Below are 22,622 nucleotides of genomic sequence, written 5' to 3' on the forward strand. Positions count from 1 at the left end.
CATCTTTCCGGAGCTCCCTATGCCTCCCATGTCTCCTCACTGCTGGCTGCCGCCCGACGGCCCCTTCGCCCCACCTCCTGTGTGCACACCCGTCCAGGTCTTCTTTCTCGCCTACCGCCACCCTGGAGCGACACCGTGACCGGCTTCGGCCGCGCTTGGTCGGTCGGCCTTCTCGGCCTGCGCGGCACCCCGGTCGAGGTCGAGGCTCACGCGGCGTCCGGCCTGCCCAAGTTCACCCTCATCGGCCTGCCTGACTCGGTGCTCAACGAGGCTCGCGACCGTGTCCGCGCTGCCGCGCTGAACTCCGGCATCGACTGGCCTCAGGCGATCCTGACCGTCAGCCTCTCTCCGGCCTGGATCCGCAAGCAGGGTTCCGGTTTCGATCTGTCAAGCATTTGCGCAGAGCGTTTTTAACGCTAACCTCAAGACGTGACCGAACCCACCGAGACGGGCCGCCGTGCCGCGATCTACGAGCGCATCAGCTCCGATCCCACCGGGCTAGCCGCCGGAGTCGACCGGCAGGACGCCGACTGCCGCGCCCTCGCGGAACAACTCGGCTGGCACGTCGTCGCCGTCCACCGCGACAACGACGTTAGTGCGTACTCTGGCAAGCCGCGCCCCGGTTACCGCGATCTGCTCAACGATCTGCGCGAGGGCCGCGCCGACGCCGTGATCGCCTGGCATCCGGACCGCCTCTATCGCCAACTGCCCGACCTCGAGGAGCTGACGAAGGTCGTGCAAGCGCGCGCGGTGCTCATCCGCACCGTGCGCGCCGGAGTCGTCGACCTGAACTCGGCCAGCGGTGTCATGACCGCCGAGATCCTCGCCTCGGTCAGCAAACACGAGGTCGCGCACTCGATCGAGCGCATCACCCGCGCCAAGGCCCAGGCCGCCGCAGAGGGCCGCTACCGGGGCGGCCCGCGCCCGTTTGGGTTCGAGGCGGACGGCGTCACGGTGCGCGAGGATGAGGCGCGGTGGATCGTCGCGGCCACCGACGCGATCCTGTCCGGCGAATCACTGAACGGGTTCTGCCGCGCCCTCAATGACGCCGGGGTGCGCACCGTGGAGCGCCGCTACCGCCAGAGCGACGGCAGCAAGGGCGAACCGGAATCCCGTGCGTGGCGACAGCCCGAGCTACGCCGGATGCTGCTGCGCGCCCGCAACGCCGGACTGGTCGAATCGCGCGGCGAGATCGTGGGCAAGGCCGAGTGGCCGGCCATCGTGGACGAGGACCGGTGGACTGCGTGCCGAGACCTGCTGACCGATCCGGGTCGGCGAACCCAGACCGGCACGGCCCGTGTATGGCTTGGCTCGGGCATCTATCGCTGCTGGTGCGGCTCCACGCTCAAGGGCACGACGACAGGCACCGGCGCGCGGGCCAAGGCGGCGCAGCGCGGCGGCGAGCCGGGCAAGGGCCACGTCGCCGCGTACCGCTGCCGGGCGAACTCCGCGCACGTCGTTCGGCGTGCGGTGAACCTCGACCAGTACGTGACCGACCACGCGATCGAGCGGCTGTCGCGGGCGGATGCCGCCGAGTTGCTGCTACCGCCACGCCCGCAGCTCGAACCGGCCGAGGACTTGGCGGCGCAGGCGAACGCGCTGCGCGCCAAGCTGGAGACGATCGCCGCGGACTATGCCGCAGACGCGATCACCCGGGCGCAGATGCTCAAGATGACCGCAGACACCCGCGCCCGCATCGAGGCAGTCGAGGCACGCACGGCGCAGCGCGCCACGGTGTCGGTCCTCGCGTCGCTGCCGCTCGGGACGCCGGACATCGCCGAGCAGTGGGACGGCTACCACCTCGACAAGAAACGGGCGATCATCGACGCGCTCATGACTGTGACCGTCCACCGCGCTCGCCGAGGCCGACCGCCCGGCTTCCGGATGGGCACTGGCGAGACGTACTTCGACGAGGACACGATCGAGATCGGCTGGAGGTCCCCCGAATGAGCCCTCTGGCGCGATACGGTCTCAGCGCAGTGCGAGCAGGTAGCTACCTGCCGTAATCTCGGCATACCTACCGTTTAGCAGATAGTAACGCAGCAATTTTTGCTGCATACTTTGAAGCATGAGTACCGAGACGATCCGCAAGAGCGTTCCCCTCAACGCCGCCGAGCAAGCGGCGCTCAGCGAGGCGCGCATCGACGGTACACCCGTCCACGACGCCCTCGCCGAACTCGTCGGCCCCGACGCCACCCGCTCCGAGGCCGCCACACTGCAAGCCCTCCTGCATTTGGGTCTGCGTGCGGTCAAGGAGCGCGTCGACGAACACGGATACGCCGCCCTGGCGGCGGCGCGCACCGAGGAAGACTGGGCATTCCACCGCGCGATGCGCGCACGCCGCCGCGTACGCGGAGCCGAGGGCGAGTGAACGCCTACCCCATGCGCGGCCAGGTGTTCTACGCCGACGTAGGCGACGGAGACAAACCGTTCCTCGTCGTGTCCAACAACCGCCGCAACCAGGTGTTCGGCGATTTCCTAGTGGTGCGCATGACCACGACACCCGAGGAGAAGATTCCGGAGGTGGCAAGCGTCGTCGAGACCGGGCCCGGCGACCCGCTGGTCGGCCGAATTCGGTGCGATGACATTGTGCTGATGTACCGCGACGAGCTCAAGCGTGAGGCTGGCGCGTTGACGCGCACGACGATGCAGCGCGTCGCCGCTGGGCTTATGCACGCGCTCGCGATTTAGCCGACAAACGCAGAGGGGCCGCCTGCCGAGCAGCAGGCGGCCTCTTGCTATCGAGTGGAAGGAAACCGCCTAATGCTCTCCAACGCGGAGCGAGTAGGCGTTGATGGCGCCCCTGAGGCCGCGACGGTATGACACCCGAGATTGAAGCAGTCCTCATCGGCGCCGGCACCACAGCCGTCACCAGTGCCATTGCCTGGACCGTCAATCAGGTGTTCAAGCGCCGAGATGTGCGTGCCGCTGCAGCCGACGCAGCCCGCAACCGCGATGTTCAAGCCCTTGAGGCGCTCATGCGCGACGCCCAGGAAGTCCGCTTCAACCTCGGAGTCCTCCAGAACCAGTGGAGCGGATGGCGTGCTCGCGCGCCGCAAGCCATGCAAGCGCTCGCCCACGCCCTCGGCGGTTATATGGATGGCAAGCGCTTCGCCGGGCTAGCGGACGCGTTCGGCGTCGTCGCTGCGTCGCGGAGCGCTGAGTTCGACTCGAACATGCTGCTGCTCATTGAGCCGCTGCAGAGGCTCGGCGCTTCGGTCGCACATATCGCCTCGCTACCAGACGTGGAGGTGCGCGAGGTCGCGAACCGAGTCGGCAACGCGGTCGGCGGCCTGGCGCAGGCGGCGATCCACCGGCCGGGCCACGCGTCACGAGTGAAGGCCGAGGAGGAGTTCGACGCGGCGATCATCGAGCTGGGCGAGGTGATGCGCTCGCGCGGTCAGCCGCGCCCTAAGACGCCTTCGGACTCGAAATCCTGGCCGGCTCCCGAAGTGACATAGAGAGCTACGCCGCGCATCGGGTTGTCCGTCCACTGGTCGAACTACGCATCAGGCGAGGTTTACGCGGTTCCCGTGGGCCAGGGCTGAGTACGCCGTCGATCAACACAGTCCGGTCTCTTGTCACGGTTCGACGAAGTACAGGACGTGTCGGGACATCCGGAATAGCGTCGCATCTGCCTTGTTGGCGTCGGAAATCGAGGGGAATCGATGAGGCCACTTGCTGCAGCACTCCTGGTCGCTGTGCTCACCGCGTCGGCCGCAGCATGCAGCTCCGCACCAGCGCCGGCGCCCGCGGCATCCGCAGCCCCTGCCGAGGCACTGGTTTTTGCTGGACTTTTGGCCGGGACGCTAAGCAACGGTATTGACCCGCTCCAGTTCTCCCGCGTCGAACCATCGCAGGCTCCAGACGGTACGGTCACGCACACGGCTTGCGCCTCCTTCGATGTGAAGGACATGAGCGGTATGGACTGGGGAAATACCTATGAGATTGCGATCTACGGACGTGTTGGCACGCACAACGCCAGTCTGGTCGTGACTCTCGATAGCGAGATCAAGCCGAGCGGTACCGTGCCCTTTACGGGCCGAGCGAACCAGGGGGCGATGGCTTCGCTCAATGCGACAGGAAGCTCGCTCGCCGATGCTTCCTATCTTGCCTCGGACGCTTCATCGTCGATCACGTTCGATCCCGGCAGCCGGTCGGGCTCGATCCAGCTTCACGTCGCGAACGCACCATTCGGGCCAACGGTCGAGACGGTTGCCGGGACATGGCGCTGCCCTTAGATGTGTGATTAGGTCGCCACCGCCTGCGGACACCTACAGCCCGACGCCGCGCATCGGGTTGTCCGTCCACTTGTCCACGGCGCGGATGTAGCCGAGTACGACGGGCGAGTTCTCTGCCCACCGGCCGTGCCGCGCGATGACGGAGACCGGTGCCCCGGCCTTGTAGCTCGCAGTAGCCCCGCCGGCCCGCAGCGAGTGCGCCGTGTACTTCTCGGCCCCCGGAAGCTTCGCCCGCACCGCGGCCGCACGCACGACACGGTTGATTCCGTCCGGGCTGATGCCGCCACCGATGCGGCCGTGACGGTCCACGCTGCGCAGCAGCCGCCCCGACTCGATCCCGTCCTCGGCGAGGCGCGCCCTCCAGGCACGCAGCAGGCCCACCGGGTCGGTGTCGTCATGGTTGCCGCGCGGGATAGCGACCTCTTCGCCGTGCGCATCCTGGTCCGTCTTGCTCATGCGGATCTGCACTAACAGGCCGTTCTCCGTCTCGGTCACGTCTGTCAGGTCGAGGGCGGCCAGCTCGCTGCGCCGGCCCATGAGGGCGAAGCCGAGCACGAGCAGCAGTCGATCCCGCGCACCGGCCGCGGTGCCCGGGTCGGTGGCGTCGACCATGGCGCGCAGCGCGTCGAGCACGAGCGGCGGGGCCTTGCGCTTGCGGGCGCCCTGCCCGGCTCGCTCGCGGCGGTGCGAGCGCAGCACCAGCCGCGCGGCGGACGTATCCGGCTGGTTCGCGTAGCCGGCGAGCCGGTGTGCGGCGCGAATGGTCGCGACCGCCTGCTCGACTGTGCTCGGTGCTTTGCCCTCGGCGCACAGGTGCTCGACGTACTCGGCGAGCGTCTGCGCGGTCGCCGGCAGCGCCGTCCGGCTCTGCGCCGAGCACCAGGCCGTGAACGCCCGCAGGTTCCGCTCATAGGCTCGACTGGTGTTGGCCGCCCAGCCGTCGTCGATGCGCTCGCGGGTGGACGGCGAGACGGTCAGGTCGACGTCGGCGGGGGAGTGGACCGGCTGCAGCGTCATAGTTTCAGTCTAGCGATTCTGGTTCGCGATAACCTCACTTATCGCGAACCAGAATAGCCTAGCGGAGTGCCGTGGCGATGCCGTGGCAGCGTCACTCCGATCTGTCTTGCTCGCGTGCCCGCTCGGCCTGGAGCCGTCGTTGCGTGGCCTCTCGCTCGGCCTCTTGCTCCGCCTCAAGCCGCTTGCGCCCCTCCGCCGCTGCGGCTTCGAATTCGCTGAGGTCGACGAGGATCGTGCGGCCGGTCAAGCCCCGCAGCCGGGGCGCCGCAGCCGACTCCCGCTCCTGTCCGAGCGGCGGCAGCAGTCCCCTCTCCCTCGCAGCCCGGATACGTCGAGCTGCTGTCGCGCGCGAGTAGCCGAGCGCTTTCGCGACGGCTTCGCCCGGAGCGTTGCTACCTGCGGCCAGCGCTTCGGCATAGACCTGCGCCGCCTCCGCAACACGGTCGTTCGAAACCCTTTTCCCGCGAACGCCCGCCTCGGCTGGTGGGCTGAACCATGCCTGATACGGAGGGTCGCCGGGGATCTGGAATGCATCCTCGCCGAATTCGGGACGATCGGTGGTCGGCGCTATGACCTTGTCAAGGGCCATCCTCAGCAGAGTGTCGACGGGAAGTTGGCGCAGGAGCGTCGAACTCACGGAGCCGTGCAGGTCTCGTGTGGTCACCTCAAGCCGCCACGCACGCGGGCGGCCACCCGACTCAACCGCTCCCCAGAGGCGCACGTTGACGGCGGGCTCGGCGATCTCGATCCACGCCTCGAACCTCGTCGGCGCAGCACTAGTGGGGCCAGTGCGAACCCAACTCGTCTCTGCGGACGGAATTGCCCCTGTAACTACGACGTTCGGGTCGCCTGGCCAGCGCCTCGGCCGCCGAGGATCGTCGGCTGCACGCCCGTGAGGATTGATCTCTTCGGCCACACGGTGACGATAGGAGCCTGTCAGTGACATGGCAACATTGATCAACCCTTGACGCAAGTCTGATCGGGCTTGCCCTGTCAAATGCAGGTCAAAGAAGTTGACAGGTCAGGGCAGCTTTGTCATGCTGACAAATCGCTGACGGCACCCTATCATCGAATGCATGAGACGCCTGTCTACGGCTGACCGCGTTCTCGAGGTCACCGAGTGGATTCGTACCGGCGAGGCGCGCGAGCGGCGCATCCGCAGCGGCCTGTCGCAGAGCGAAGTCGCCGCGTCCTGTGATGCCAGCCCAACAGCAGTACTGCGGTGGGAACGCGGCGAGCGCCGACCGCGCGGCCGGTACGCCGTGGCGTACCACAAGGTGCTTGAGCAGCTGGGCGCCCGGGAGCTGGCCTGATGATCTCGTACGCCGACAAGCGACTTGCCGACGCCGAGGCCGCGGGCGATCAGGCACAGATCCGCTACTGGAAGCGCGTTCGCGCCCGTGTGGATGCCGCGCCCGCGCTGAGTGAAGCCCAGCGCGACCGCCTCGCCGTACTCCTGCGCCCGCCGCCCGTCGAGGTACCCGCGCCTGCTTCGCACCCCCGCCGTCAGGCCGCCTAGACGCGAATCGGGCGATCCCACGCCCAGGGACCGCCCGACCAAGCGAAGCCGCGCCAACGTCTTCTAGGAGCAATGTACCAGTGAGCACCCCGCCGAGCAGCAGGTCACCGGACAGCGCAGACGCACTGCCCGCCGGCCTCGACACGCTCAGCCTGGACGAGCTGTTGCAACGCGTGCACGCCCTCGTGCGCGGCGGCGTCGAGGACATGCCGCCCGCCGACCAGGTGGCGCGCGGCCAGTTGCGCGCCCGGCTGCTCAACGAAGAGGAGCAGTTCGACTTCGGATACGCCGAGGGATACGAGGCCGGATACGCCGCCGCACACAGCGACATGGCCGAGTGGTTCGCCCTGGTGTCCCGTCTCGTCCGGCAGCGCGCCGGTCACCCGGCGTACGCAGAGCGCGCCGAGGCTGAGGCCGAGTGGGTCAAGCCGCGCGAGGGCGATTACCTGGGCCGACTGAGCCGCGAACAGTACTTCGGCATCGGCACCCCGCGGCTCGCTGCGGCGGAAAGGCGCGCAGCGTGAGCATGGACCGTGTCATGCAGGCATTCGACCGGGACGTGACAACCCCGGTCGTCAACGGCGCCGAGGAGCCGCCGGATTGGGACGAGCCGCTGGCCGACTCCGCGGTGTCGCACACGCGTCCGGGACTGCTGCCCGAGGAGTTCTGGGACGCACGAAAGAGCTTCGGGCATATCCGCCGAGCCGCACACTCCCGCGCCTGCTCCGGAGACGTGGTGTTCTACACCACGCTGGCCCGCATGTCCGGCATGATCTCGCACCACATCAGGGCGGCGACAGGCATCGGCGGCCGGGCATCACTCAACGTGTTCGCTGCAACGGTGGGCGCGTCCGGCACCGGCAAGTCGACCGGATCGGCGCTCTCCCGCGAACTCATGCCGTCCCCACACAGCCATGACGACTTCTACGACGGACTGCCGATCGGTTCCGGCGAGGGCATCGCCGAGGCGTTCATGGGTGTGGTCGAGAAGGACACGGACAAGGTTTACGAGCGGGGGCCGCACAAGGACAAACCGATCACGGTGAAGGTCCGCGAGCAGGTGAGGCACAACCTGTACTGCTATGTGGACGAGGGGCAGACCCTCGCGCAGCTGGGGCAGCGCTCAGGCTCGACGCTGGCCGAGACAATCCGGCGCGCGGCCGTGGGCGAGGCACTGGGCCAGACCAACGCTTCTGAGGAGCGCCGCCGCTACGTCGCCCCGGGTTCTTACGCCATGGGCATGCTCGCCGGGTTCCAGCCGAGCACCGCCGTTCCGCTGCTGGCAGACGCCAGCACGGGCACCCCGCAGCGGTTCTTCTGGTCATGGGCCGAGGACCCCTCAATCCCTGATGAGCCGACACCGTGGCCCGGCGCGATCGAGGACCACCTCGGCTGTTGGCGCCCGTCTGGCCCCGTAGACATCGACTTCCCGGACAGCGTCAAGCGGAGGCTGTGGCGCGACCGGGTGGCGCGCAACCGCGGTGAGATTGAGATCTCCGAACTCGACGGGCACGCGGGCCTGATGAAGGTGAAGCTCGCGGCGATGTTCGCGCTGCTCGACGGCCGCGACAAGGTGACCGAGGACGATTGGGATCTCGCCGAGATGGCGTGGACAGCGTCCTGTGCCGTGCGTGACGCCCTTGTCGCTCGCGCTAAGCGGGAAGCGGACGTGGCGCGTGAACTCCAGGAACAGGCGGCCGTCCAGCTCGCCGTCCGCACGCACGACGCCAAGACAGCGGCGGACTTGGCGGTGGAGCGCGTCGCGCGCCGGGTGCTGCATATCGCGTCGGCGACGCCCGGCGGGGTCACCTATGGGGCGTTGCGCAAGTCCATCACGAGTCGCGACCGAGGCATGACCGAGAAGGCGATCACGTTCGCCGTTTCCCGCGGTTGGGTCACTGAGGAGAACGACCGAATCTGCGTCCGAACTGACCTCGTCGAAGGTGGCCATGGTGGCCGCTAATTGCCGGGTGGCCATGGTGGCCATTGGCCACCATCCCCCTCTGAGTGCTGTTTCTGGCGCCCTCAGGACACTAACTAACTATAAGAAAACGGACATTCCCGCTTTCACGCGTTGGAGTGCGGGGGTGGTGGCCATTGGCCACGGCCACTTGGCCACCATGGCCACCTTCCGCCGGCCGCCACACCGGCCGGGGCGAGCCGAATTCGCCCCGGCCGGTATCCATCCGACCCAACGGAGGACCCGATGACCACTGGCGACTACCCGATCCTGTTCGCCGAACCCCACGGCGATGACCCTGCCGAGGCCGGCGCGCTGCGCGCCCAGGTGCTCGCGTCCGCGCGACTCCTGCTCGCCCCCGACCGGCGCGTGACCATGGCCGAGCTCGGTCGGCACGCCTGGGCGCGGCTGACCGCGCAGGATCGCGCCGCCGCGGTGCCGGAGCTGATGGCCACGTACATCACCCGCGTGCAGCGGGAGGTGGCCGAGCGTGTGTACGCCAACGACGCGGCAGACGCGGCGGTGAGCACGTATCTGCGCGCCATCGACGTGCCGATGCTGTGGGACTCCCACCAGGCGGCCGGCGGGTCGGACGAGGCGACCGTCGACCGCCAGGCGCTGCTCAACATCTTGTGTGAGATCGAATTGCTGTACCACCGGCTCGCGATGGCGCACCCCGCGGCGGGGCAGGACTGACCGCCCAGTGACCCGAGCCGTACAGCCGACACTGCCCGGGGCCGAACCGCGTCGGGCGGGAGTCGGCCGCGCTCCGGCGATGAGCGAGGAGTCGCTGCTCGCGGCGATCCGCAAGCTCGCCAAGATGACCGGCGGCAGGTGGATGACGTATCACACCCGGTTCTCACGCGGCAGCGAACCAGGCTGGCCCGACCTGGTGCTGCTCTCGGTGCGCCAGCGCCGCCTGCTGGCGATTGAGCTCAAGCGGGAAGGCGAGCAGCCCACCGCCGCGCAAGAGCTCTGGCTAGGTGCTCTAGCCGCCGTGGGGATCGAGACGGGTGTCTGGCGGCCTGGTGATCTTCCCGAGATTGCCAGCGTCCTGCGCGGCCGTCGGATCGAGCCGGGGGAGTTCGGGGTCACACCGCTGTCCGAGGCTGAGGCGAGGTGGATGCGGTGAGCAGGCCCCGGCCCTGGCGTCCCCGGCAGGACGGCAGCGTGCACAGCTTCGACCACACGGCGCTGCGCGCCACGCCGGAGTACGTCGCGCTGCTCAAGGCCGTCGATGCCTTCTCGCGCGCCGCGCACGGGTTGAGCGACGAGCAGGTGATCGAGGCCGTGCGCAACACAGCGGCGCTCATGGCGCTGGGCGACCCGTGCCCGCGCTGCAGCGTCGGCGCCCGCCTGCGGCTCGCCGTTCCGCACAAAGCTGAGGCGAGCGCGCGAGGTGCGCGGGTGACCGCGTTCTATCTGTGCCCGACCTGCTCGACGGCCTGGAGCGCGCAGTACGCGGACCCGCAGGCGAGGGCCGAGGAATGAGCACGGACCAGGTCAACGCGGCCAAGGGCTGCCGGGCCGCAATCGCGGTCGTGACGGCCTGCCGCCACGGCGTGCCCGCGACCGTGGCCGACGCTGCGGGCGACGCGCCGCTGACCTGGACCGTCGTAGCGCTCGGCCACCTCGCCGCAGGACTGCTCGCCACGATGCCCGACGCCGAGGCGGAAGAGTGGCTGCGAGGCAAGGCGCTGCGGGTCGCTGCGGACCTCGCCGATCTGGAACAGGCGCACCGCAACCGCGACCGCGAGGCCACCTGACGCCGCACACAGACCCGGCCAGCCGCTACGCAACCGGCGCGCGGTGGCCGTACACGAAGGAGAGCACGATGCAGCAGGACGAGCCCGAGAGCATGGGCACGCTGCCCGCCCCGGCCGGGGCGGCGGTCGAGGCGCACAGCACCGGAGCGGGCGCGCCGTACGCCGAGGGCGCGCACACGCCGATGCACAGCCGCGTGGACGACGCGGGCGTCAGCCGGGTCGCCGAGCGGTTCGAGGACGCCCCGCGGGACGCCGGAGCGCGCCAGCCGGGGCAGGCGTAGCGACGATGACCCCACGGATCCGGCACGCTGCGTCCGACCTATCTAACCGTCCCCATGCACCGGTCACAGGTGACCGCTGATGGCCCGGGTCAGGTGGGCGCGCAAGTGTGCCGCACGGCGCAGGAATGGCCTGCCGTGCGGCAACTACGCGATCAGCGGCGGCAAGGTGTGCCGGGTCCATGGCGGTTCGGCCCGGCAGGTTCGCCGGGCCGCACAGCGCCGGCTGCTCGAAGCCTCGGCGTACCGGGCGTTGGCCGCGGCGATGGAGCGGCTCAAGCGCGAGCGGACGGATTGGGCGGTCGCTCGCGTCCTCGCTGCCTCTGACGTGCTCGGTATCGCCGTCGAGCAGCTGGTGCGCTCGGATGTCTGGTCGGCCGCCGCGATCTCCGATCACCCGGACCTGCACGCGCCGGAGCCGCGGCTACGGTTCGACCGGCGGTTCGGACCGCGCGGGACTGCGGCCACGCAGAAGGTGAAACGAGATGCCCCGTAGAGGCGGGCCGTACCCGAGACTCCGGCGCGACCTGGCGGTCAAGGTCGAGGAGGGTCACGCCGTCGTCCGGCTGATCCTCGCCGGCCACTCGATGCGGTCGGCTGCGGCGCAGCTCGGGCTGTCCGTGACGACGGCGTGGCGGCGGTACTGGTTCGTCATGGACTGGTCCCTGCCGCAGAGCTACGGCCGTCCGCGCGGCCCGATCCCGCCGCAGCGAGGCACGCGGGCCTGTCCTCGCGGCCGCCCGTTCCTGCCGACCCTCGACGCGGTCGACCGCCCACGACCGCGCGCCCGATCCGCTACCGCTCCCCGAAAGGACTGCTGATGCCCACGACCAGCACGCCACGTACACGGCCGCCGGACGGCTTCTACTCGGTGTGGGATGCCGCCCGGTGCAAGCTGACGCACTGGCACGTGACGGACCGTGGCCGCGGTCTCGCACCGTTCCCATCCGGCGCGAAGTACGGCCCGCCGAAACCCGGGTACGACCCGGACCTTGACCCGGAGGTCCGGCGCGAGGCGATGCGCCGCTGGAGAGAGGACCGCGACGCCTTTCTCGCCCTGGTCGTCGCGTCGATCGCTGCCGATCCGGACGCCGCCGGGCGGGCGTTCGTCCGCTGGACCGGGCGCTGTCAGTCCTGCCGGGCCGCGCTCAAGGTCGAGGATTTGCAGCCGGACGCCGAACCGGAGCAGTCGAGCGACCGCGCGTCGCACTCGCCTGCCGCCGCCCTGTTGGCCGCTGCCGTAGCCGGCCGCACGGTTGACGTACGGGTGCTGCTCGGCGACGCGGACCCGGCCGAGGTGATCGCGCAACTCGCCGAGACGATCGCCGTCCTCGCGCCGCTGACCGGCGGGAGGGCCTGAGCGAGGTGCAGCAGGTGGAGGCTGGAGCGGTCATCCTGACCGGTGCCGAGGCGGTTGCCCTGGCACGGATCGTCGCTGCCGGCCTCCCGATCGTCGAGCGTGTGGACGGCGGCCCGAGCGAAGCGGACCGTGCGCTTGTCGCGCAGGTCATCCGTGTTGCGCAACTGGCGCAACAGGCTGAGCGGCGGTTACGCGCTTCCGGTTGCGCACCCGCCCCCGAGGTGCGCGACGCTGGCGCATCCTCGTTGGAGACCTGGCCCGGGACTGCAGAAGCCGGGGCGATGTGTGGCGTATCTAGTGCGTATATACGGCGGCTAGCAAGCTCGAAGCGTCTGCAGGCGGAGCGCGATGGCCGTAAAGCGTGGCGCATAGAGCCCTCATCGCTTATGGAGTGGTCCGCGAGCCGCGCCCGCTGACGAGCACGGCCGAACGCAGGCCGAGAGGGGCCACGATGCCCGACGCCACCACCACCGCCACCGACGCGCCGGATGCGGGCGCACGCATCCGCGCCCTGATCGAATCGCTGCTCAGGCAGGCCGCCGACTACGACGAGTTCGGGGACAAGGTCGGCGGGGACCTCGGACCGCACTACAAGGATCTTGCACGCGCCCTGCGTTGCCGCGTAGCGGTCCTGCTCGGCCCCTACGGACTGGCGGCCGCACGCAAGGCGCAGCCCGCCGCGAGCCTGAAGCCGCGCGACTCGCGCGAGATCGGCGAGGCCGCCCGCGCGTACGTGGAACTGCTGACCGCACGCCGCGAGGGGATCGACGACGACGGCGCCCGGCTGCTCGCGGGCCGTGATCCGGGACCGGTCCTGTGGGTGGCGGTCACGGCCATGACATCCCTGCTCAACAAGGTCTCCGAGGAGTCCGCGCAGGACCTGATGTCCCGCTGGGGCGTGACTGCGGCGAACCTCGCCGAGGGGGTGACCACCGCCAATGGCTGACGGCGAGGAACTGCCCCCGGTCGTTGCGACGCTCCTAGGCGAGGACGCCGAGTTCCTGGCGATGCTGGACCGGGACATCCAGGCCGCCCGGGAGGCGGGCGTCGCGATCGAGACGGCGCTGACCGAAGGTATCGGCGCCGGCTTCACCTTCTCCGGCGGCCAGATCGGCAACGAAGGGGTGGGCGCCGCGGGCGAGGCGATCGGCGGGGAGCTGGCCGCCGGGATCACCGAGGGGGCGGCGGGGCTCGGCGAGGAGTTCTCCACTGAGATCACTCCCGAGATCGAGGCCGCGATCCGGGAGATGAACGGCCCGGTCGTTCAGTCCATGGCCGAGACCGGCGCGCAGGCGGGCGCGGCGTTCACCTCCGCGGCCGAGGAGGAGTTGGCGGCATGGCGTGGGGCCGTGGCTGAGGCCACGGCCATGGGCGCGTCCGTGCCCAGCCCGGTCGGCGACGTCTTCACGCAGGTCGACTCCGGGGCGATCAGCGCCGCCGACGCGGTGGCGCAGCTTGAGGCGTCCATGTCCGCCAGCGGGCAGGCGGCCGAGATCAGCGGCGCGCAGTTCAACGCCGCCGCCGCGGCGCTGCGCACCGTGGGCACCAGCAGCGGCCTGTCGATCGAGCAACTCAAGGCCGTCAGCGTCAGCTTCGCCGACGCGCAGGCCGCGGCCGAGCGCTACGGCACCTCCGAGGCGCAGCTCGCGCTGAGCACCAAGGGCCTGGAGGAAGCGCAGGCGGCCCTCGCCTCCTCGAACGCGACGCTGATGCAGAGCTACCTGGTCATGGCCTCCTCCGGGCAGGCCGACCTCGACGGGCTGCAGGTCGCCCTCGAGGACGTGGCCAGCGCGCAGGCGACCGTCGCGAGCATGGCGCAGGCCCAGATCGACGCGCTGACCGCGGTCAACCTCGCGGTGATCGAGGGCAGCGACGCGTTGATGAACGAGCAGGAGGCGCTGCGCTCGCTCGGGGTGGCGGCCCAGGTGACCGGCGTGGACGCCGAGGAGCTGTTCGTCCAGCTCAACGAGGGCACCTACGCCACGCTCAACCAGGTCGCCGCGGACGCCGAGGCCCAGCTGAAGGCGCTCGCGCTCGGCGAGGCGCAGAAGCAGCTCGCGGCCGCGAACCTGACCCTGGTGGACACCTACCATCAGGTGGCCAACGGTGTGGAGGTCTCCGCGCAGAAGCAGGCCGCGGCCCTGTCCGCCGCGGCGGCTGCGCAGCGTGAGGTCACCGCCCTGGGCGGCGGCGCGGCCGCCAGCCTTGGGCAGGCCGGCACGGCGGCGGAGGGCGCCGGCAAGTCCATGGGCGGACTGGCCGGGATCATGAACGGCCCGCTGATGCAGGGCATCTACGGCATCTCCGCGATCGCGTTCCTGCCGATGGCGCTCGGCCAGTTCGGCACGATGATCGCCGGGGCGTTCGACAACGCCGCCGCCGCCGCCTCGGACTTCACCTCGGCGGTGCAGCAAGACTCGAACGCGGTCGGCGACAACACGGTCGTCACCATCCAGAACGCGCTGTCCAAGAGCCAGCTGACCGGCCTCGCGCAGCAGCTGGGCGTCTCGCAGGCCACGCTGATCGAGTACGCGGCCGGGGAGAGCGCCGCGCAGACGCAGGTCACCAAGGCCTACGACGCCAAGGCGCAGTCCATGGCGCAGGCCGCGGACGCCTCCACCATGGGCGTGAGCGCCACGAACGCGCAGATGACCGCGCAGCAGAAGCAGCTGGAGCAGCTGCAGATCCAGAAGACCCAGCTGGACCAGGTGGCCGCCGCCGTGCAGCAGGCGGTGCAGCAGGACCGGGACTTCACCGCCGCCACCATGCAGGCCGAGCAGACCGAGCAGATCTTCAACGCGGCCCTGGACGACGGGCACACCAAGATGCTCGCGCAGGCCCAGTCCGGCGCGATGGGCACCGTGGCCACGCTCGGGTTCAGCGACGCGCAATCCGACCTCAACCACACCCTGGTCGAGGCCATCTCCCAGTACAGCGTGGCCGCCAACCAGGCCAGCGCGTACGAGAGCGCACTGCTCGCGCTCGGCGGCCCGAACTCGGGCATGGTCTCCGCCGCCCAGTACGGGATGCTGCTTCAAGGCGCCCTGGACGGGGTCACCCAGAAGATGCAGGACCAGGCGCAGCAGACCGCGCTCTCCGCCGTCGGCGCGCTGAACCTGGGCGACAACCAGACCGGCCTGAACGAGGCCATGATGAGCGGCGTGGAGGCCTTCTCCCAGGCCAACACGCAGGCCTCGGCGTATGCGACGATCCTGAGCGCGCTGGACCCGCACACCGTGAGCGCGGCGCAGTACGCGATGATCCTGCAAGGCGCCCTGGACGGGGTCACGAGCAAGATGCAGACCCAGGCCCAGCAGGCCGCCCTCTCGGCGGTCGGGGTGCTCGACCTGGGAGCCAGCCAGTCGAAGCTGAGCGAGACGCTGATGGGCTCGGTGCAGTCCTTCTCGCAGGCGTCCGCGCAGGCCTCGGCGTACGCCACGGTCCTGGGCTCGCTGGGTGCGCACACTGTGAGCGCGGCGCAGGAGGCCATGCTGCTGGGCGACGCGATCGACGCCACGGACGTCAAGCTCAAGGCGCAGGCCAGCAGCACCGCCCTCTCGGCGGTGGCCGCGCTGCAGCTGGGCGGCAACCAGGGCGCGCTGAACCTGGCGCTCTACAACGCCGTGGACGCCTACGCCCAGGCCAGCGCGCAGGCCAGCGGGTACGGCAGCGTGGTGACCGCGTTGAACGGCTCCATGCAGGGCATGCTGGCCGCAGAGGCGCAGGTCACCATCGGCCTGGACGGGGTGTCGAAGGCGGCGGCGTCCAACGGCACCAGCCTGGACATCAACAACGCCAAGGGCGCCCAGAACATCCTCACCTTCGACCAGCTCTCGCAGGCCGCGGACAAGGCCGCCGAGGCGGTCTACCAGAACGACGTGAACACCGGGCACGCCTCGCAGGCGTTCTCGGACGCCAACCGGATCCTGGGCGAGGAGAAGCAGGCGTTCATCGAGGCCGCGGACAAGGCGGGCTTCAACAAGGACAAGGTCAAGGAGCTGGCGGACCAGCTCTACCACCTGCCGCAGAACATCCCGATCGACATCAGCGCGAACACCGCCCCGGCGACCGACGCAGTGCAGTCGATGGTCGAGTACTTCGACCACGAGGTGGCCTACGTCCAGGTGTACGCGACACCCACGGGCCTGCCCGGCGGCAAGGCGCTGCTGCCCAGCCGGGATGCGGGTGGCCCGGTCGCCGCGGGCGAACCGTACATGATCGGCCTGAACGGGCGCCCCGAGGTGTTCGTGCCCGGCGCGGACGGCTACATCACGCCGATGGACATGCTCACCCCCGCGATGGCGGCTCCGGCTGCCGCAGGCGGTGGCGGCTTCGGTTACGGCGGTGGCTTCGAGCCGCCGATCGTCAACGTGTACGTCACGCTCGACAGCCAGGAGATCACCGCAGCCTCGCGGGTCGAGGTGCAGGGCTACGCCCGCTACAACTCGCTGACCGGGTTCGTCGGCGTCGGCAACTGACCGGCGCCTTGCGCCACGAGACGACAGGAAAGTCATGTCCACAGCAACCGCAGTCCGTAGCGCGGCGAACGCCTCAGTGCAGGCGGAACTCGACTCCCCGGAGCAGGCGCAGCGCGCCCTCGAACAGGCCGCGCTCCTCCGCTCGCACGCGGCCGGCGCCCGCAGCGACGGCGCCGCGCTCGTCCAGGCGGCGCGCGACGCCCTCGCCATGGCCGAGCGCCGCGCCCGCGTGCTCGGCTGGATCGCCGACGAGGCCGAGCCCCTGGCGGTCGAGTTCGAGACCCGCGCCCGAGTCGTCAACCATGTGCGCAGCTTCCGCGAGCAGCTGCCCGCCGCGCAGGCGGCTCGTGACGCGCTGGAGACCGAACTGGCGACGCTCACCGAGCGTGCCGCCGGACTGGAGGCGCGCCTGGCGGAGCTCGGCGGCCAGCACGAGGCCTTGGCGGCCCAGCTGACCGAGGCCCGCGCCGCAGGCGAGGTGATCGAGGTGGCCGGGATGCGCACCGCGCTCAACGCCCTAGAAGAGGTCGCGGCCGATCTGCGTGGGCAGCTGGCGGCGGTGCGCGGCCGGATGCAGGAGATCGGCGTGGCGGGCAATGACCGGCTCCTCGCCCAGGCGCACCACGAAGTCGAGGCGCTGAGCGAGCAGCACGCCCAGGGCATCGACGCGCTCGGACCGGACACGCCCAACGAGACGGTGCTGTCGTTCGTCATCCGACTGCTCGGCCACGCCGACCGTTGCGAGGGCGATGCCGAGCAGGCCCGGCACGCCGCCATTCTCGCGGTCCTCGACGGCGAGCCCGGGTTCACGGCGGTCATGCGCGAGGCCCGCGAGCGCCGCGCGGCGATCGAGCGGCGCAACCGGGGCGAGGACGGCGCGCAAGCCGCCTAGCCGTGTGAGAAGCCCGTGATAGGCCCCACTGAGCGGCTGGTCAGAGCCATAGACCAGCCGCTCACTTGATCTCGCAGCAAGCTCATTTGCTGGATTCGGCGGCGTTCCGGCGTCAGCTAAGCCGCCAGTCGTACACGCCGCCCTGCGCGTTGTACTCAACCATGACGGGTTGGTCGGCTCCGGTGAACAGGAACGGGATCAGCCCGGAGCGGCATGTGCCTGCGTGGTAAGTGAGGTTCGCGTCGTTCGGGTAGAGCGGCCCGGGCCAGTCCTGCGTCCCGTATGCGGACGGCGGGGTGTACGCCGCTCCTGCGGCGGTCAGTACGCTCAATGGGCTCCAGGTCAGGCCCACGCCGTTCCCGGACTTGTCGGCCGTGACGCACATCCGGACTCCGACGAGCGCGACCTTCGTCCCGGCTTTGGCAAGTTCCTGATTCTCTGTGCTCAGCGTAACGACCCGGTAGGACGTGGCCGTGACCTTAATCGTGACGCCGTCGCCGGCGTCGGCGAAGGTCTGCTCGGTACCGAGCGCAGGGGCTGCACTGCCGGACGGTGACGGGCTCGGGCTCGGTGAGCTGTTCGTACCGCTCGGACTGGCGCTCGCGCTCGGCGGGCTCGATGCTGTGGCCGTCGGGCTGGCGGTGCTGCTGCACGCTGCGACCGCCGCAAGTAAAGCGGCAGCGCTGGCGGCGAGGATGTTGCGGTTCATGGACCCCCCACTGGGTCGGCGTCTCGGCCGCCGATGACGCTACGCCGGGGCTGGGACGCGCCGCGGCGGATTCGCAGAATCGTGATGCAGTGTTCGGCGCCATGGGCGTCAACGCGACTTGCGGCGCCCGGTCGAGTCGAAGGCGTGCTCGGCGAGGTTGAGCGTGATGTCCTCGTCGGTGAAGCCGACCGCCCGGCCGAAGCGCGTGTGATGCAGCTCGTCCTTGTGGTCCTCCAGCCACCGCGCGCTGACGATGCCGCCGAGGATCTTGGAGGTCGTCTCGTAGTCGTGCAGTCGTGGAGCGGCGATTCCGTCGCACCGCTCGCATCGCTCTTCGGCTGGTTGACGTGCGCCGGTCATCGCGGTTTGCGGCAGCGGTCGCAGACAGGCGCGCCGGGTCCCTTGCTGCGCTGTTCGATCAGATCGAGTAGCTGTTGCTCTGACCACCGCGCTGACGCGCCGATGGACGTGCAGGGGATCAGCCGGGCCGCCGCCTTGCGCTTGAGCCAGTACGCCGAGACCAGCGGCTTGCCCTTGCTGTCCAACCCGAGGCGCGCGGAGGCCTGCTCGGCGTCGTAGAGGAGCTGACCAGTGTTCGATTGCGGATCATTCTCGACCATGGCACGGCCTCTCGTTCTTACGGAGAGGGTCGAGGGTGGCGATGGTGGCGCGCTATCGCTCGATCGGCGGACTCGGCGGCCGAGCGCGCTGAATGCCACCGTGTCGGGAATCGACTGACCATGGTTGCGGATAGCGGCGAGCCCACGGGAGGCACGCTGAACGCGCGGGCTGGGCGCTCGGTCAACCGAACGAAGCCGCGCCTGTTCACGCCGCAGGGTGCCTCCGAGTACGTCGACGGCGTGCGCTCCAAGCGCTGGTTCGAGGACCGGTGCCGGGCTTCGGAGATCGACTGCTACAAGCTCGGCGGCGGGTGGGCGATCCCGGAGTACGCGCTGCTCGACCTGCTCGAAAAGAGCTTCATCCCGGCCATGAACTGCCGGCACCGATTCTCGCGCTGACGCCGAGATCGACCGCGTCCCGCGCCGCAGGCGGCTGACCCGAGCTAAGCGACGCCCTCCACTGCCGACGCAGCATGGCCGCCGTCGACCAGCCGCAGCGCTCTCCGGCGCAGCTCGGGCGTGTCCGCGTCCTCGCCGAGTTCGGCTGCCAGCGCCGCGAGCTCGTCGCGGATCTCGACCAGTCGTGCCTCAATCTGCCGCGCCCTGGCCACGTCGATCACGCCCTGCACTCCTCCCGGTCAGTCCCGACCCTGGTCCACCATGGCACCACGCGTTGCCGCCAGTGGCGCGATCACGGAAACCGCCCGGCCGCGGCGCTCTCAGGCACGCCGCGGCCGGGCCGGCTACCGCGCATCCAGCCATGCCAGCGCCGCCTCGAGATCGGCGTGCAACCCGAACACCTTGTCCAGGCCCATCGTGCGCACCATGCTGCCGACGTGCGGGCTGCATCCGACCAGCGCGACCCGCCCGCCCGTCGCGCGGGCCCGCTTGAGGGCGCCGATCAGCACGCCGATCCCGGCGGAGTCCAGGAAGCTCACGCGCTCCATCACGACCGCGATGCGCAGCGGCCGGGGCGCGGCGAGCTGCGCCAGTTCCTCGCGCAGCAGCGGCACCGAGTAGCAGTCGACCTCGCCACTCACCTCCACCACCGCGCGGCCGCCGTCGATCCACGTCTCGACGTCCAGCCCGAGCCTGCTCACCGGCCCGCGCTCGGGCTGTCTCAGCGTGTCCACATCGTCACTCAAGCGCTCACGCGGCGCGCTCGGCAGCGGGTGAACGCCCGCGCGGGGCGTGAGAGCGGGGCGTGAACGCGAACCGCTCGGCACGGATCGGCCACGGCCTGTCACGGGGCCACTACGTGCGCTTATGCTGCGCCCTAGGACGACCAGCACCGGGGAGGCCGCCATGCCGACCGCGAACGCCGCGCTCGCCGAGCACATCGCCGAGGCCGGGGTCAGTCACGCGGGCCTCGCCCACCGGGTCGTCACCCTCGCCGCGAGCCGCGGCCTGCCGGCGCCGCGGTTCAACCACGCGAGCGTGGCGCGCTGGCTGCGCGGCGAGCAGCCGCGCGGACGGACGCCGGACCTGCTCGCCGAGGCCTTCACCGGGCTCCTGGGCCGCGAGGTGACCCGCGCCGATCTGGGAATGCGCGCGGCCACGGTGCCGCCGGATCTCGGGCTCGCCTATGAACTCGACCTCAACGCGGCGGTAGCCGCGGCGACTGACCTGTACGGGACTGACGTGCACCGACGTTCCATGCTCGCCCGCTCGACCTATACCGCCGTCGCGTACCTGGTGCCGGCGCTGCGATGGATGACCGCGCCGGCCGCGCAGCTGCTCGACCGGTCCGGGTCGCGCCGTGTCGGCGTGGCGAACGTGACCGCGATCCGCGAGGTGACCGCGACGTTCCGGCGCCTGGACAACCTGTTCGGCGGCGGCTACGCCCGCAGCACGGTCGTTCAGTACCTGGCGGACGAGGTAGCGCCGCTGCTGCGCGAGGGCGCCTATACGGCCGCGCTCGGCCGGGAGCTGTTCTCCGCCGCGGCGGAGATGACGCTGCTGGCCGGGTGGATGGCCTTTGATCTGGAGCAGCACCCGATCGCGCAGCGGTACCTGATCCAAGCGCTGCGGCTCGCGCACGCCGCCGGGGGCCAGGCGCTCGGTGGCGAGATCCTGGCCGCAATGTCCTGCCAGGCCGCCTACCTCGGCGACGGCAACGGCGCGGTGGACATGGCGCGCGCTGCCGGCCAGGCTGCACGTTCCGCCGGATCTGCCGCGCTGCTGTCCGAGTCCCTAGTCAGCGAGGCGCACGGGCACGCCCTGGCCGCGGATCCGCGGGCCTGCGCTCTCGCCCTGGTCGACGCGCACCAGGCCCTCGACCGTTCGACGCCGGGCGGCGAACCGGCCTGGCTCGGGTACTTCGATGCCGCCTACCTCGCGGCCAAGACCGGCCGGGCGCTGCTGGACTGCGGCGACCCGACGCAGGCAGCGATCTCGATGCGCGCCTCGCTCGAGATGGCCGGCGGATACTCGCGCGGCCGCGCGTTCAACCTCGCGCTGCTGGCCGGGGCGTTGCTCGACTCCGGGCGGGTCGAAGAGGGCTGCGCTACCGGGCGCCAGGCCCTCGACGCCGCGGACGGCGTGGAATCGGCGCGAGTGAACGGCGAACTCGCCTCGCTCGCCGCCCGGGCCAGCCGTCACCGCGGCGCGCTGCCAGTGCGCGAGCTGCTGCCCGCCCTGCCTACCGCACGCCGAGGCGTTCGCGCGCTGCCAGCAACCCGATAACCGACGCGGCGCCGAGCGTCATCCCGGCGACCATCGCGGGCACGTCGGCGAGCGGGATCCACCGCACCTCGGCGCCCTCGTTCACGTCCATGGCAGCGCCGTCGACCGCGCGCGGCTCGAGGCCGAGATACACGTGATTGGGTGCGGTCGCGGTGCCGGTCATCGGCTCGAACGTCACCAGGTGCTCGACCCGGCCGGGGCGCCACCCGGCCTCTTCGACCGCCTCGCGTTCGGCGCACGCCGCCGGGTCCTCGAACTCGCCGTCAGGGCGCCGGTCGAGGTAGCCACCGGGCACCTCCCACACGTCCAGATCCGGGATGAACCGGTGCCGACGCATCATCAGCACCTCGCCCCGCTCGTTGACCAGCACGCACATCGCGGCCGGGTCCACGCGCAGCACGACCTGGGAGAACTTCATGCCGTCCGGCAGCAGCACGTGCGCGACGGTCAGCCGACTGTGCCGGTTGACGGCTGCGGCGGGAAGGGTGATCGGCTGCTCGCGAACCTGCCAGCGGGGCGCCTCAGTGTCGGTCACGCCACGACCGTACCTGAGCGCCAGCCCGTCACTGTCACCCGGATGCGGGCAGCCCGAGCGGCGTCACGGGCCCAGCGGGACGCTGGCAGCATGACTGAACTTCGCTGGCTTGGCGCAACAGGATTGGACATCGAGCCGCTCGAGTTGAACGAACACGGCTACGGCACCGGACACGCGATCGAGGCCAAGGCAGTCGCCCTAGCTGGCCCATGGTTGCTGGTCGAGCGCGGCGATGGGACGTTCGAGATCCTTCCAGAGCACCGAGTCGCATGGATTCGCCTCGACAAGACGGCGACGCGGTTTAGGGACGTCTGAGGCGCTTGCCACGGCATCAAATGACAGGTGTTGCGCCGCAGGTCACGATATGTGCACTCACGGGATTCTCACCGGTCGTCAGCCGTCCGGAGGTGTCTGGTCGTGCCGCTGCCGGATCGTCTCCGGGTCGTACACGTACCACTCCGGGAGGCTCGCCGGCTGGCCGAAGTTGACGAACGTCCAGCACACCCAGCGGTCATGCGCGAGGTCGTGAACCCACTTGTGCACGCGGGCTGGCCGCCACTGA

General features: G+C 70.3%; 33 protein-coding genes. 25 read left to right on the top strand and 8 right to left on the bottom strand.

The window, feature by feature from the left end; genetic code table 11:
- Positions 1–135 precede the first annotated feature (135 nt).
- The 6 genes from VFA06_RS02995 (at position 136) to VFA06_RS03020 (ending at position 4,241) form a co-directional block, all read left to right on the top strand.
- A complete protein-coding gene (locus VFA06_RS02995) occupies positions 136–414 on the top strand; it encodes a magnesium chelatase domain-containing protein (protein ID WP_324838805.1) in 279 nt (92 codons plus the stop codon).
- Positions 415–429: 15 nt separating this feature from the next.
- Positions 430–1,950, top strand: coding sequence for a recombinase family protein (locus VFA06_RS03000; protein WP_324838806.1), 1,521 nt, complete (start codon positions 430–432; stop codon positions 1,948–1,950).
- Between the two features lie 118 nt (positions 1,951–2,068).
- Positions 2,069–2,371: a hypothetical protein gene (locus tag VFA06_RS03005; protein ID WP_324838807.1), complete on the top strand. Its 303-nt coding sequence runs from the start codon at positions 2,069–2,071 to the stop codon at positions 2,369–2,371.
- Complete coding sequence (locus tag VFA06_RS03010) at positions 2,368–2,691, top strand: type II toxin-antitoxin system PemK/MazF family toxin (RefSeq protein ID WP_324838808.1); 324 nt, start codon at positions 2,368–2,370, stop codon at positions 2,689–2,691. The genes VFA06_RS03005 and VFA06_RS03010 overlap by 4 nt, the downstream gene beginning before the upstream one ends.
- Before the next feature lie 128 nt (positions 2,692–2,819).
- The gene (locus VFA06_RS03015; protein WP_324838809.1) at positions 2,820–3,461 is read left to right on the top strand and encodes a hypothetical protein; all 642 of its coding nucleotides are present in this window, start codon (positions 2,820–2,822) and stop codon (positions 3,459–3,461) included.
- Positions 3,462–3,914: 453 nt separating this feature from the next.
- A complete protein-coding gene (locus VFA06_RS03020) occupies positions 3,915–4,241 on the top strand; it encodes a hypothetical protein (RefSeq protein ID WP_324838810.1) in 327 nt (108 codons plus the stop codon).
- A gap of 33 nt (positions 4,242–4,274) precedes the next feature.
- Here VFA06_RS03020 and VFA06_RS03025 read toward each other — a convergent pair whose 3' ends face one another.
- Positions 4,275–5,258: a site-specific integrase gene (locus tag VFA06_RS03025; protein ID WP_324838811.1), complete on the bottom strand. Its 984-nt coding sequence runs from the start codon at positions 5,256–5,258 to the stop codon at positions 4,275–4,277.
- Between the two features lie 91 nt (positions 5,259–5,349).
- The gene (locus tag VFA06_RS03030) at positions 5,350–5,847 is read right to left on the bottom strand and encodes a hypothetical protein (RefSeq protein ID WP_324838812.1); all 498 of its coding nucleotides are present in this window, start codon (positions 5,845–5,847) and stop codon (positions 5,350–5,352) included.
- A 487-nt stretch (positions 5,848–6,334) separates the two neighbouring features.
- Between VFA06_RS03030 and VFA06_RS03035 the strand changes: the two genes are divergently transcribed.
- The 16 genes from VFA06_RS03035 (at position 6,335) to VFA06_RS03105 (ending at position 17,511) form a co-directional block, all read left to right on the top strand.
- Complete coding sequence (locus tag VFA06_RS03035) at positions 6,335–6,571, top strand: helix-turn-helix domain-containing protein (protein ID WP_324838813.1); 237 nt, start codon at positions 6,335–6,337, stop codon at positions 6,569–6,571.
- On the top strand, positions 6,571–6,777 hold the full coding sequence (locus tag VFA06_RS03040) for a hypothetical protein (RefSeq protein ID WP_324838814.1): 207 nt from the start codon (positions 6,571–6,573) through the stop codon (positions 6,775–6,777). Before VFA06_RS03035 ends, VFA06_RS03040 begins: the two co-directional genes overlap by 1 nt.
- A gap of 80 nt (positions 6,778–6,857) precedes the next feature.
- On the top strand, positions 6,858–7,301 hold the full coding sequence (locus tag VFA06_RS03045; RefSeq protein ID WP_324838815.1) for a hypothetical protein: 444 nt from the start codon (positions 6,858–6,860) through the stop codon (positions 7,299–7,301).
- Positions 7,298–8,740: a hypothetical protein gene (locus VFA06_RS03050; RefSeq protein ID WP_324838816.1), complete on the top strand. Its 1,443-nt coding sequence runs from the start codon at positions 7,298–7,300 to the stop codon at positions 8,738–8,740. The genes VFA06_RS03045 and VFA06_RS03050 overlap by 4 nt, the downstream gene beginning before the upstream one ends.
- A 243-nt stretch (positions 8,741–8,983) precedes the next feature.
- Complete coding sequence (locus VFA06_RS03055; RefSeq protein ID WP_324838817.1) at positions 8,984–9,433, top strand: hypothetical protein; 450 nt, start codon at positions 8,984–8,986, stop codon at positions 9,431–9,433.
- A gap of 79 nt (positions 9,434–9,512) precedes the next feature.
- Positions 9,513–9,869: a VRR-NUC domain-containing protein gene (locus VFA06_RS03060; protein WP_324838818.1), complete on the top strand. Its 357-nt coding sequence runs from the start codon at positions 9,513–9,515 to the stop codon at positions 9,867–9,869.
- The gene (locus tag VFA06_RS03065) at positions 9,866–10,228 is read left to right on the top strand and encodes a hypothetical protein (protein ID WP_324838819.1); all 363 of its coding nucleotides are present in this window, start codon (positions 9,866–9,868) and stop codon (positions 10,226–10,228) included. The genes VFA06_RS03060 and VFA06_RS03065 overlap by 4 nt, the downstream gene beginning before the upstream one ends.
- Positions 10,225–10,503 (top strand): hypothetical protein, encoded by a 279-nt coding sequence (locus VFA06_RS03070; RefSeq protein ID WP_324838820.1) that lies wholly within the window; start codon positions 10,225–10,227, stop codon positions 10,501–10,503. Before VFA06_RS03065 ends, VFA06_RS03070 begins: the two co-directional genes overlap by 4 nt.
- A 68-nt stretch (positions 10,504–10,571) precedes the next feature.
- Positions 10,572–10,784: a hypothetical protein gene (locus tag VFA06_RS03075; RefSeq protein ID WP_324838821.1), complete on the top strand. Its 213-nt coding sequence runs from the start codon at positions 10,572–10,574 to the stop codon at positions 10,782–10,784.
- A 79-nt stretch (positions 10,785–10,863) separates the two neighbouring features.
- Positions 10,864–11,277 carry a hypothetical protein gene (locus VFA06_RS03080; RefSeq protein WP_324838822.1) on the top strand — a complete coding sequence of 138 codons (414 nt, stop codon included), beginning with the start codon at positions 10,864–10,866 and terminating at the stop codon, positions 11,275–11,277.
- Positions 11,267–11,602, top strand: coding sequence for a hypothetical protein (locus VFA06_RS03085; RefSeq protein ID WP_324838823.1), 336 nt, complete (start codon positions 11,267–11,269; stop codon positions 11,600–11,602). Before VFA06_RS03080 ends, VFA06_RS03085 begins: the two co-directional genes overlap by 11 nt.
- A complete protein-coding gene (locus VFA06_RS03090) occupies positions 11,602–12,141 on the top strand; it encodes a hypothetical protein (RefSeq protein WP_324838824.1) in 540 nt (179 codons plus the stop codon). The genes VFA06_RS03085 and VFA06_RS03090 overlap by 1 nt, the downstream gene beginning before the upstream one ends.
- Before the next feature lie 221 nt (positions 12,142–12,362).
- Positions 12,363–12,557 carry a helix-turn-helix domain-containing protein gene (locus VFA06_RS26025; protein ID WP_414639812.1) on the top strand — a complete coding sequence of 65 codons (195 nt, stop codon included), beginning with the start codon at positions 12,363–12,365 and terminating at the stop codon, positions 12,555–12,557.
- A gap of 35 nt (positions 12,558–12,592) precedes the next feature.
- A complete protein-coding gene (locus VFA06_RS03095) occupies positions 12,593–13,087 on the top strand; it encodes a hypothetical protein (protein ID WP_324838825.1) in 495 nt (164 codons plus the stop codon).
- The gene (locus VFA06_RS03100) at positions 13,080–16,619 is read left to right on the top strand and encodes a hypothetical protein (RefSeq protein WP_324838826.1); all 3,540 of its coding nucleotides are present in this window, start codon (positions 13,080–13,082) and stop codon (positions 16,617–16,619) included. Before VFA06_RS03095 ends, VFA06_RS03100 begins: the two co-directional genes overlap by 8 nt.
- A 34-nt stretch (positions 16,620–16,653) precedes the next feature.
- The gene (locus tag VFA06_RS03105) at positions 16,654–17,511 is read left to right on the top strand and encodes a hypothetical protein (RefSeq protein ID WP_324838827.1); all 858 of its coding nucleotides are present in this window, start codon (positions 16,654–16,656) and stop codon (positions 17,509–17,511) included.
- A gap of 112 nt (positions 17,512–17,623) precedes the next feature.
- Here the strand turns inward: VFA06_RS03105 and VFA06_RS03110 are convergent, their stop codons facing one another.
- The 3 genes from VFA06_RS03110 to VFA06_RS03120 all read right to left on the bottom strand — a co-directional run bounded on the left by VFA06_RS03110 (position 17,624) and on the right by VFA06_RS03120 (position 18,840).
- Entirely contained in the window at positions 17,624–18,220 is a 597-nt protein-coding gene (locus VFA06_RS03110) for a hypothetical protein (RefSeq protein WP_324838828.1), read from the bottom strand.
- A 108-nt stretch (positions 18,221–18,328) separates the two neighbouring features.
- Positions 18,329–18,580, bottom strand: coding sequence for a hypothetical protein (locus VFA06_RS03115; RefSeq protein WP_324838829.1), 252 nt, complete (start codon positions 18,578–18,580; stop codon positions 18,329–18,331).
- Entirely contained in the window at positions 18,577–18,840 is a 264-nt protein-coding gene (locus VFA06_RS03120; protein ID WP_324838830.1) for a hypothetical protein, read from the bottom strand. Before VFA06_RS03120 ends, VFA06_RS03115 begins: the two co-directional genes overlap by 4 nt.
- A 120-nt stretch (positions 18,841–18,960) precedes the next feature.
- On the opposite strand from VFA06_RS03120, the gene VFA06_RS03125 reads away from it, so the two are divergent.
- Entirely contained in the window at positions 18,961–19,239 is a 279-nt protein-coding gene (locus VFA06_RS03125) for a hypothetical protein (RefSeq protein ID WP_324838831.1), read from the top strand.
- Positions 19,240–19,283: 44 nt separating this feature from the next.
- Here VFA06_RS03125 and VFA06_RS03130 read toward each other — a convergent pair whose 3' ends face one another.
- Complete coding sequence (locus VFA06_RS03130) at positions 19,284–19,460, bottom strand: hypothetical protein (RefSeq protein ID WP_324838832.1); 177 nt, start codon at positions 19,458–19,460, stop codon at positions 19,284–19,286.
- A gap of 123 nt (positions 19,461–19,583) precedes the next feature.
- Complete coding sequence (locus VFA06_RS03135; protein ID WP_324838833.1) at positions 19,584–19,973, bottom strand: STAS domain-containing protein; 390 nt, start codon at positions 19,971–19,973, stop codon at positions 19,584–19,586.
- A gap of 172 nt (positions 19,974–20,145) precedes the next feature.
- On the opposite strand from VFA06_RS03135, the gene VFA06_RS03140 reads away from it, so the two are divergent.
- On the top strand, positions 20,146–21,525 hold the full coding sequence (locus tag VFA06_RS03140) for a hypothetical protein (RefSeq protein ID WP_324838834.1): 1,380 nt from the start codon (positions 20,146–20,148) through the stop codon (positions 21,523–21,525).
- Here VFA06_RS03140 and VFA06_RS03145 read toward each other — a convergent pair.
- On the bottom strand, positions 21,482–22,060 hold the full coding sequence (locus VFA06_RS03145) for an NUDIX hydrolase (protein WP_324838835.1): 579 nt from the start codon (positions 22,058–22,060) through the stop codon (positions 21,482–21,484). The two genes, VFA06_RS03140 and VFA06_RS03145, sit on opposite strands and share 44 nt — an antisense overlap.
- A 90-nt stretch (positions 22,061–22,150) precedes the next feature.
- On the opposite strand from VFA06_RS03145, the gene VFA06_RS03150 reads away from it, so the two are divergent.
- Positions 22,151–22,375, top strand: a complete 225-nt coding sequence (locus VFA06_RS03150) for a hypothetical protein (RefSeq protein WP_324838836.1) — start codon at positions 22,151–22,153, stop codon at positions 22,373–22,375.
- Positions 22,376–22,622: the final 247 nt, after the last annotated feature.

Origin of the sequence: Actinocrinis sp. (assembly GCF_035653575.1) — a bacterium.
Lineage (GTDB): Bacteria > Actinomycetota > Actinomycetes > Streptomycetales > Catenulisporaceae > Actinocrinis.

What these genes read in the sequence shown, in the direction of transcription:
- VFA06_RS03060 (WP_324838818.1), top strand. Translation starts at nt 9,513, where the DNA reads ATGAGCGAGGAGTCGCTGCTCGCGGCGATCCGCAAGCTCGCCAAGATG.
- VFA06_RS03040 (WP_324838814.1), top strand. Translation starts at nt 6,571, where the DNA reads ATGATCTCGTACGCCGACAAGCGACTTGCCGACGCCGAGGCCGCGGGC.
- VFA06_RS03080 (WP_324838822.1), top strand. Translation starts at nt 10,864, where the DNA reads ATGGCCCGGGTCAGGTGGGCGCGCAAGTGTGCCGCACGGCGCAGGAAT.
- VFA06_RS03025 (WP_324838811.1), bottom strand. Translation starts at nt 5,258, where the DNA reads ATGACGCTGCAGCCGGTCCACTCCCCCGCCGACGTCGACCTGACCGTC.
- VFA06_RS03150 (WP_324838836.1), top strand. Translation starts at nt 22,151, where the DNA reads ATGACTGAACTTCGCTGGCTTGGCGCAACAGGATTGGACATCGAGCCG.
- VFA06_RS03085 (WP_324838823.1), top strand. Translation starts at nt 11,267, where the DNA reads ATGCCCCGTAGAGGCGGGCCGTACCCGAGACTCCGGCGCGACCTGGCG.
- VFA06_RS03090 (WP_324838824.1), top strand. Translation starts at nt 11,602, where the DNA reads ATGCCCACGACCAGCACGCCACGTACACGGCCGCCGGACGGCTTCTAC.
- VFA06_RS03020 (WP_324838810.1), top strand. Translation starts at nt 3,915, where the DNA reads ATGAGCGGTATGGACTGGGGAAATACCTATGAGATTGCGATCTACGGA.
- VFA06_RS03075 (WP_324838821.1), top strand. Translation starts at nt 10,572, where the DNA reads ATGCAGCAGGACGAGCCCGAGAGCATGGGCACGCTGCCCGCCCCGGCC.
- VFA06_RS03030 (WP_324838812.1), bottom strand. Translation starts at nt 5,847, where the DNA reads ATGGCCCTTGACAAGGTCATAGCGCCGACCACCGATCGTCCCGAATTC.
- VFA06_RS03120 (WP_324838830.1), bottom strand. Translation starts at nt 18,840, where the DNA reads ATGGTCGAGAATGATCCGCAATCGAACACTGGTCAGCTCCTCTACGAC.
- VFA06_RS03035 (WP_324838813.1), top strand. Translation starts at nt 6,335, where the DNA reads ATGAGACGCCTGTCTACGGCTGACCGCGTTCTCGAGGTCACCGAGTGG.
- VFA06_RS03015 (WP_324838809.1), top strand. Translation starts at nt 2,820, where the DNA reads ATGACACCCGAGATTGAAGCAGTCCTCATCGGCGCCGGCACCACAGCC.
- VFA06_RS03055 (WP_324838817.1), top strand. Translation starts at nt 8,984, where the DNA reads ATGACCACTGGCGACTACCCGATCCTGTTCGCCGAACCCCACGGCGAT.
- VFA06_RS03125 (WP_324838831.1), top strand. Translation starts at nt 18,961, where the DNA reads ATGGTTGCGGATAGCGGCGAGCCCACGGGAGGCACGCTGAACGCGCGG.
- VFA06_RS03105 (WP_324838827.1), top strand. Translation starts at nt 16,654, where the DNA reads ATGTCCACAGCAACCGCAGTCCGTAGCGCGGCGAACGCCTCAGTGCAG.
- VFA06_RS03115 (WP_324838829.1), bottom strand. Translation starts at nt 18,580, where the DNA reads ATGACCGGCGCACGTCAACCAGCCGAAGAGCGATGCGAGCGGTGCGAC.
- VFA06_RS03070 (WP_324838820.1), top strand. Translation starts at nt 10,225, where the DNA reads ATGAGCACGGACCAGGTCAACGCGGCCAAGGGCTGCCGGGCCGCAATC.
- VFA06_RS03140 (WP_324838834.1), top strand. Translation starts at nt 20,146, where the DNA reads ATGCCGACCGCGAACGCCGCGCTCGCCGAGCACATCGCCGAGGCCGGG.
- VFA06_RS03100 (WP_324838826.1), top strand. Translation starts at nt 13,080, where the DNA reads ATGGCTGACGGCGAGGAACTGCCCCCGGTCGTTGCGACGCTCCTAGGC.
- VFA06_RS03095 (WP_324838825.1), top strand. Translation starts at nt 12,593, where the DNA reads ATGCCCGACGCCACCACCACCGCCACCGACGCGCCGGATGCGGGCGCA.
- VFA06_RS03005 (WP_324838807.1), top strand. Translation starts at nt 2,069, where the DNA reads ATGAGTACCGAGACGATCCGCAAGAGCGTTCCCCTCAACGCCGCCGAG.
- VFA06_RS03110 (WP_324838828.1), bottom strand. Translation starts at nt 18,220, where the DNA reads ATGAACCGCAACATCCTCGCCGCCAGCGCTGCCGCTTTACTTGCGGCG.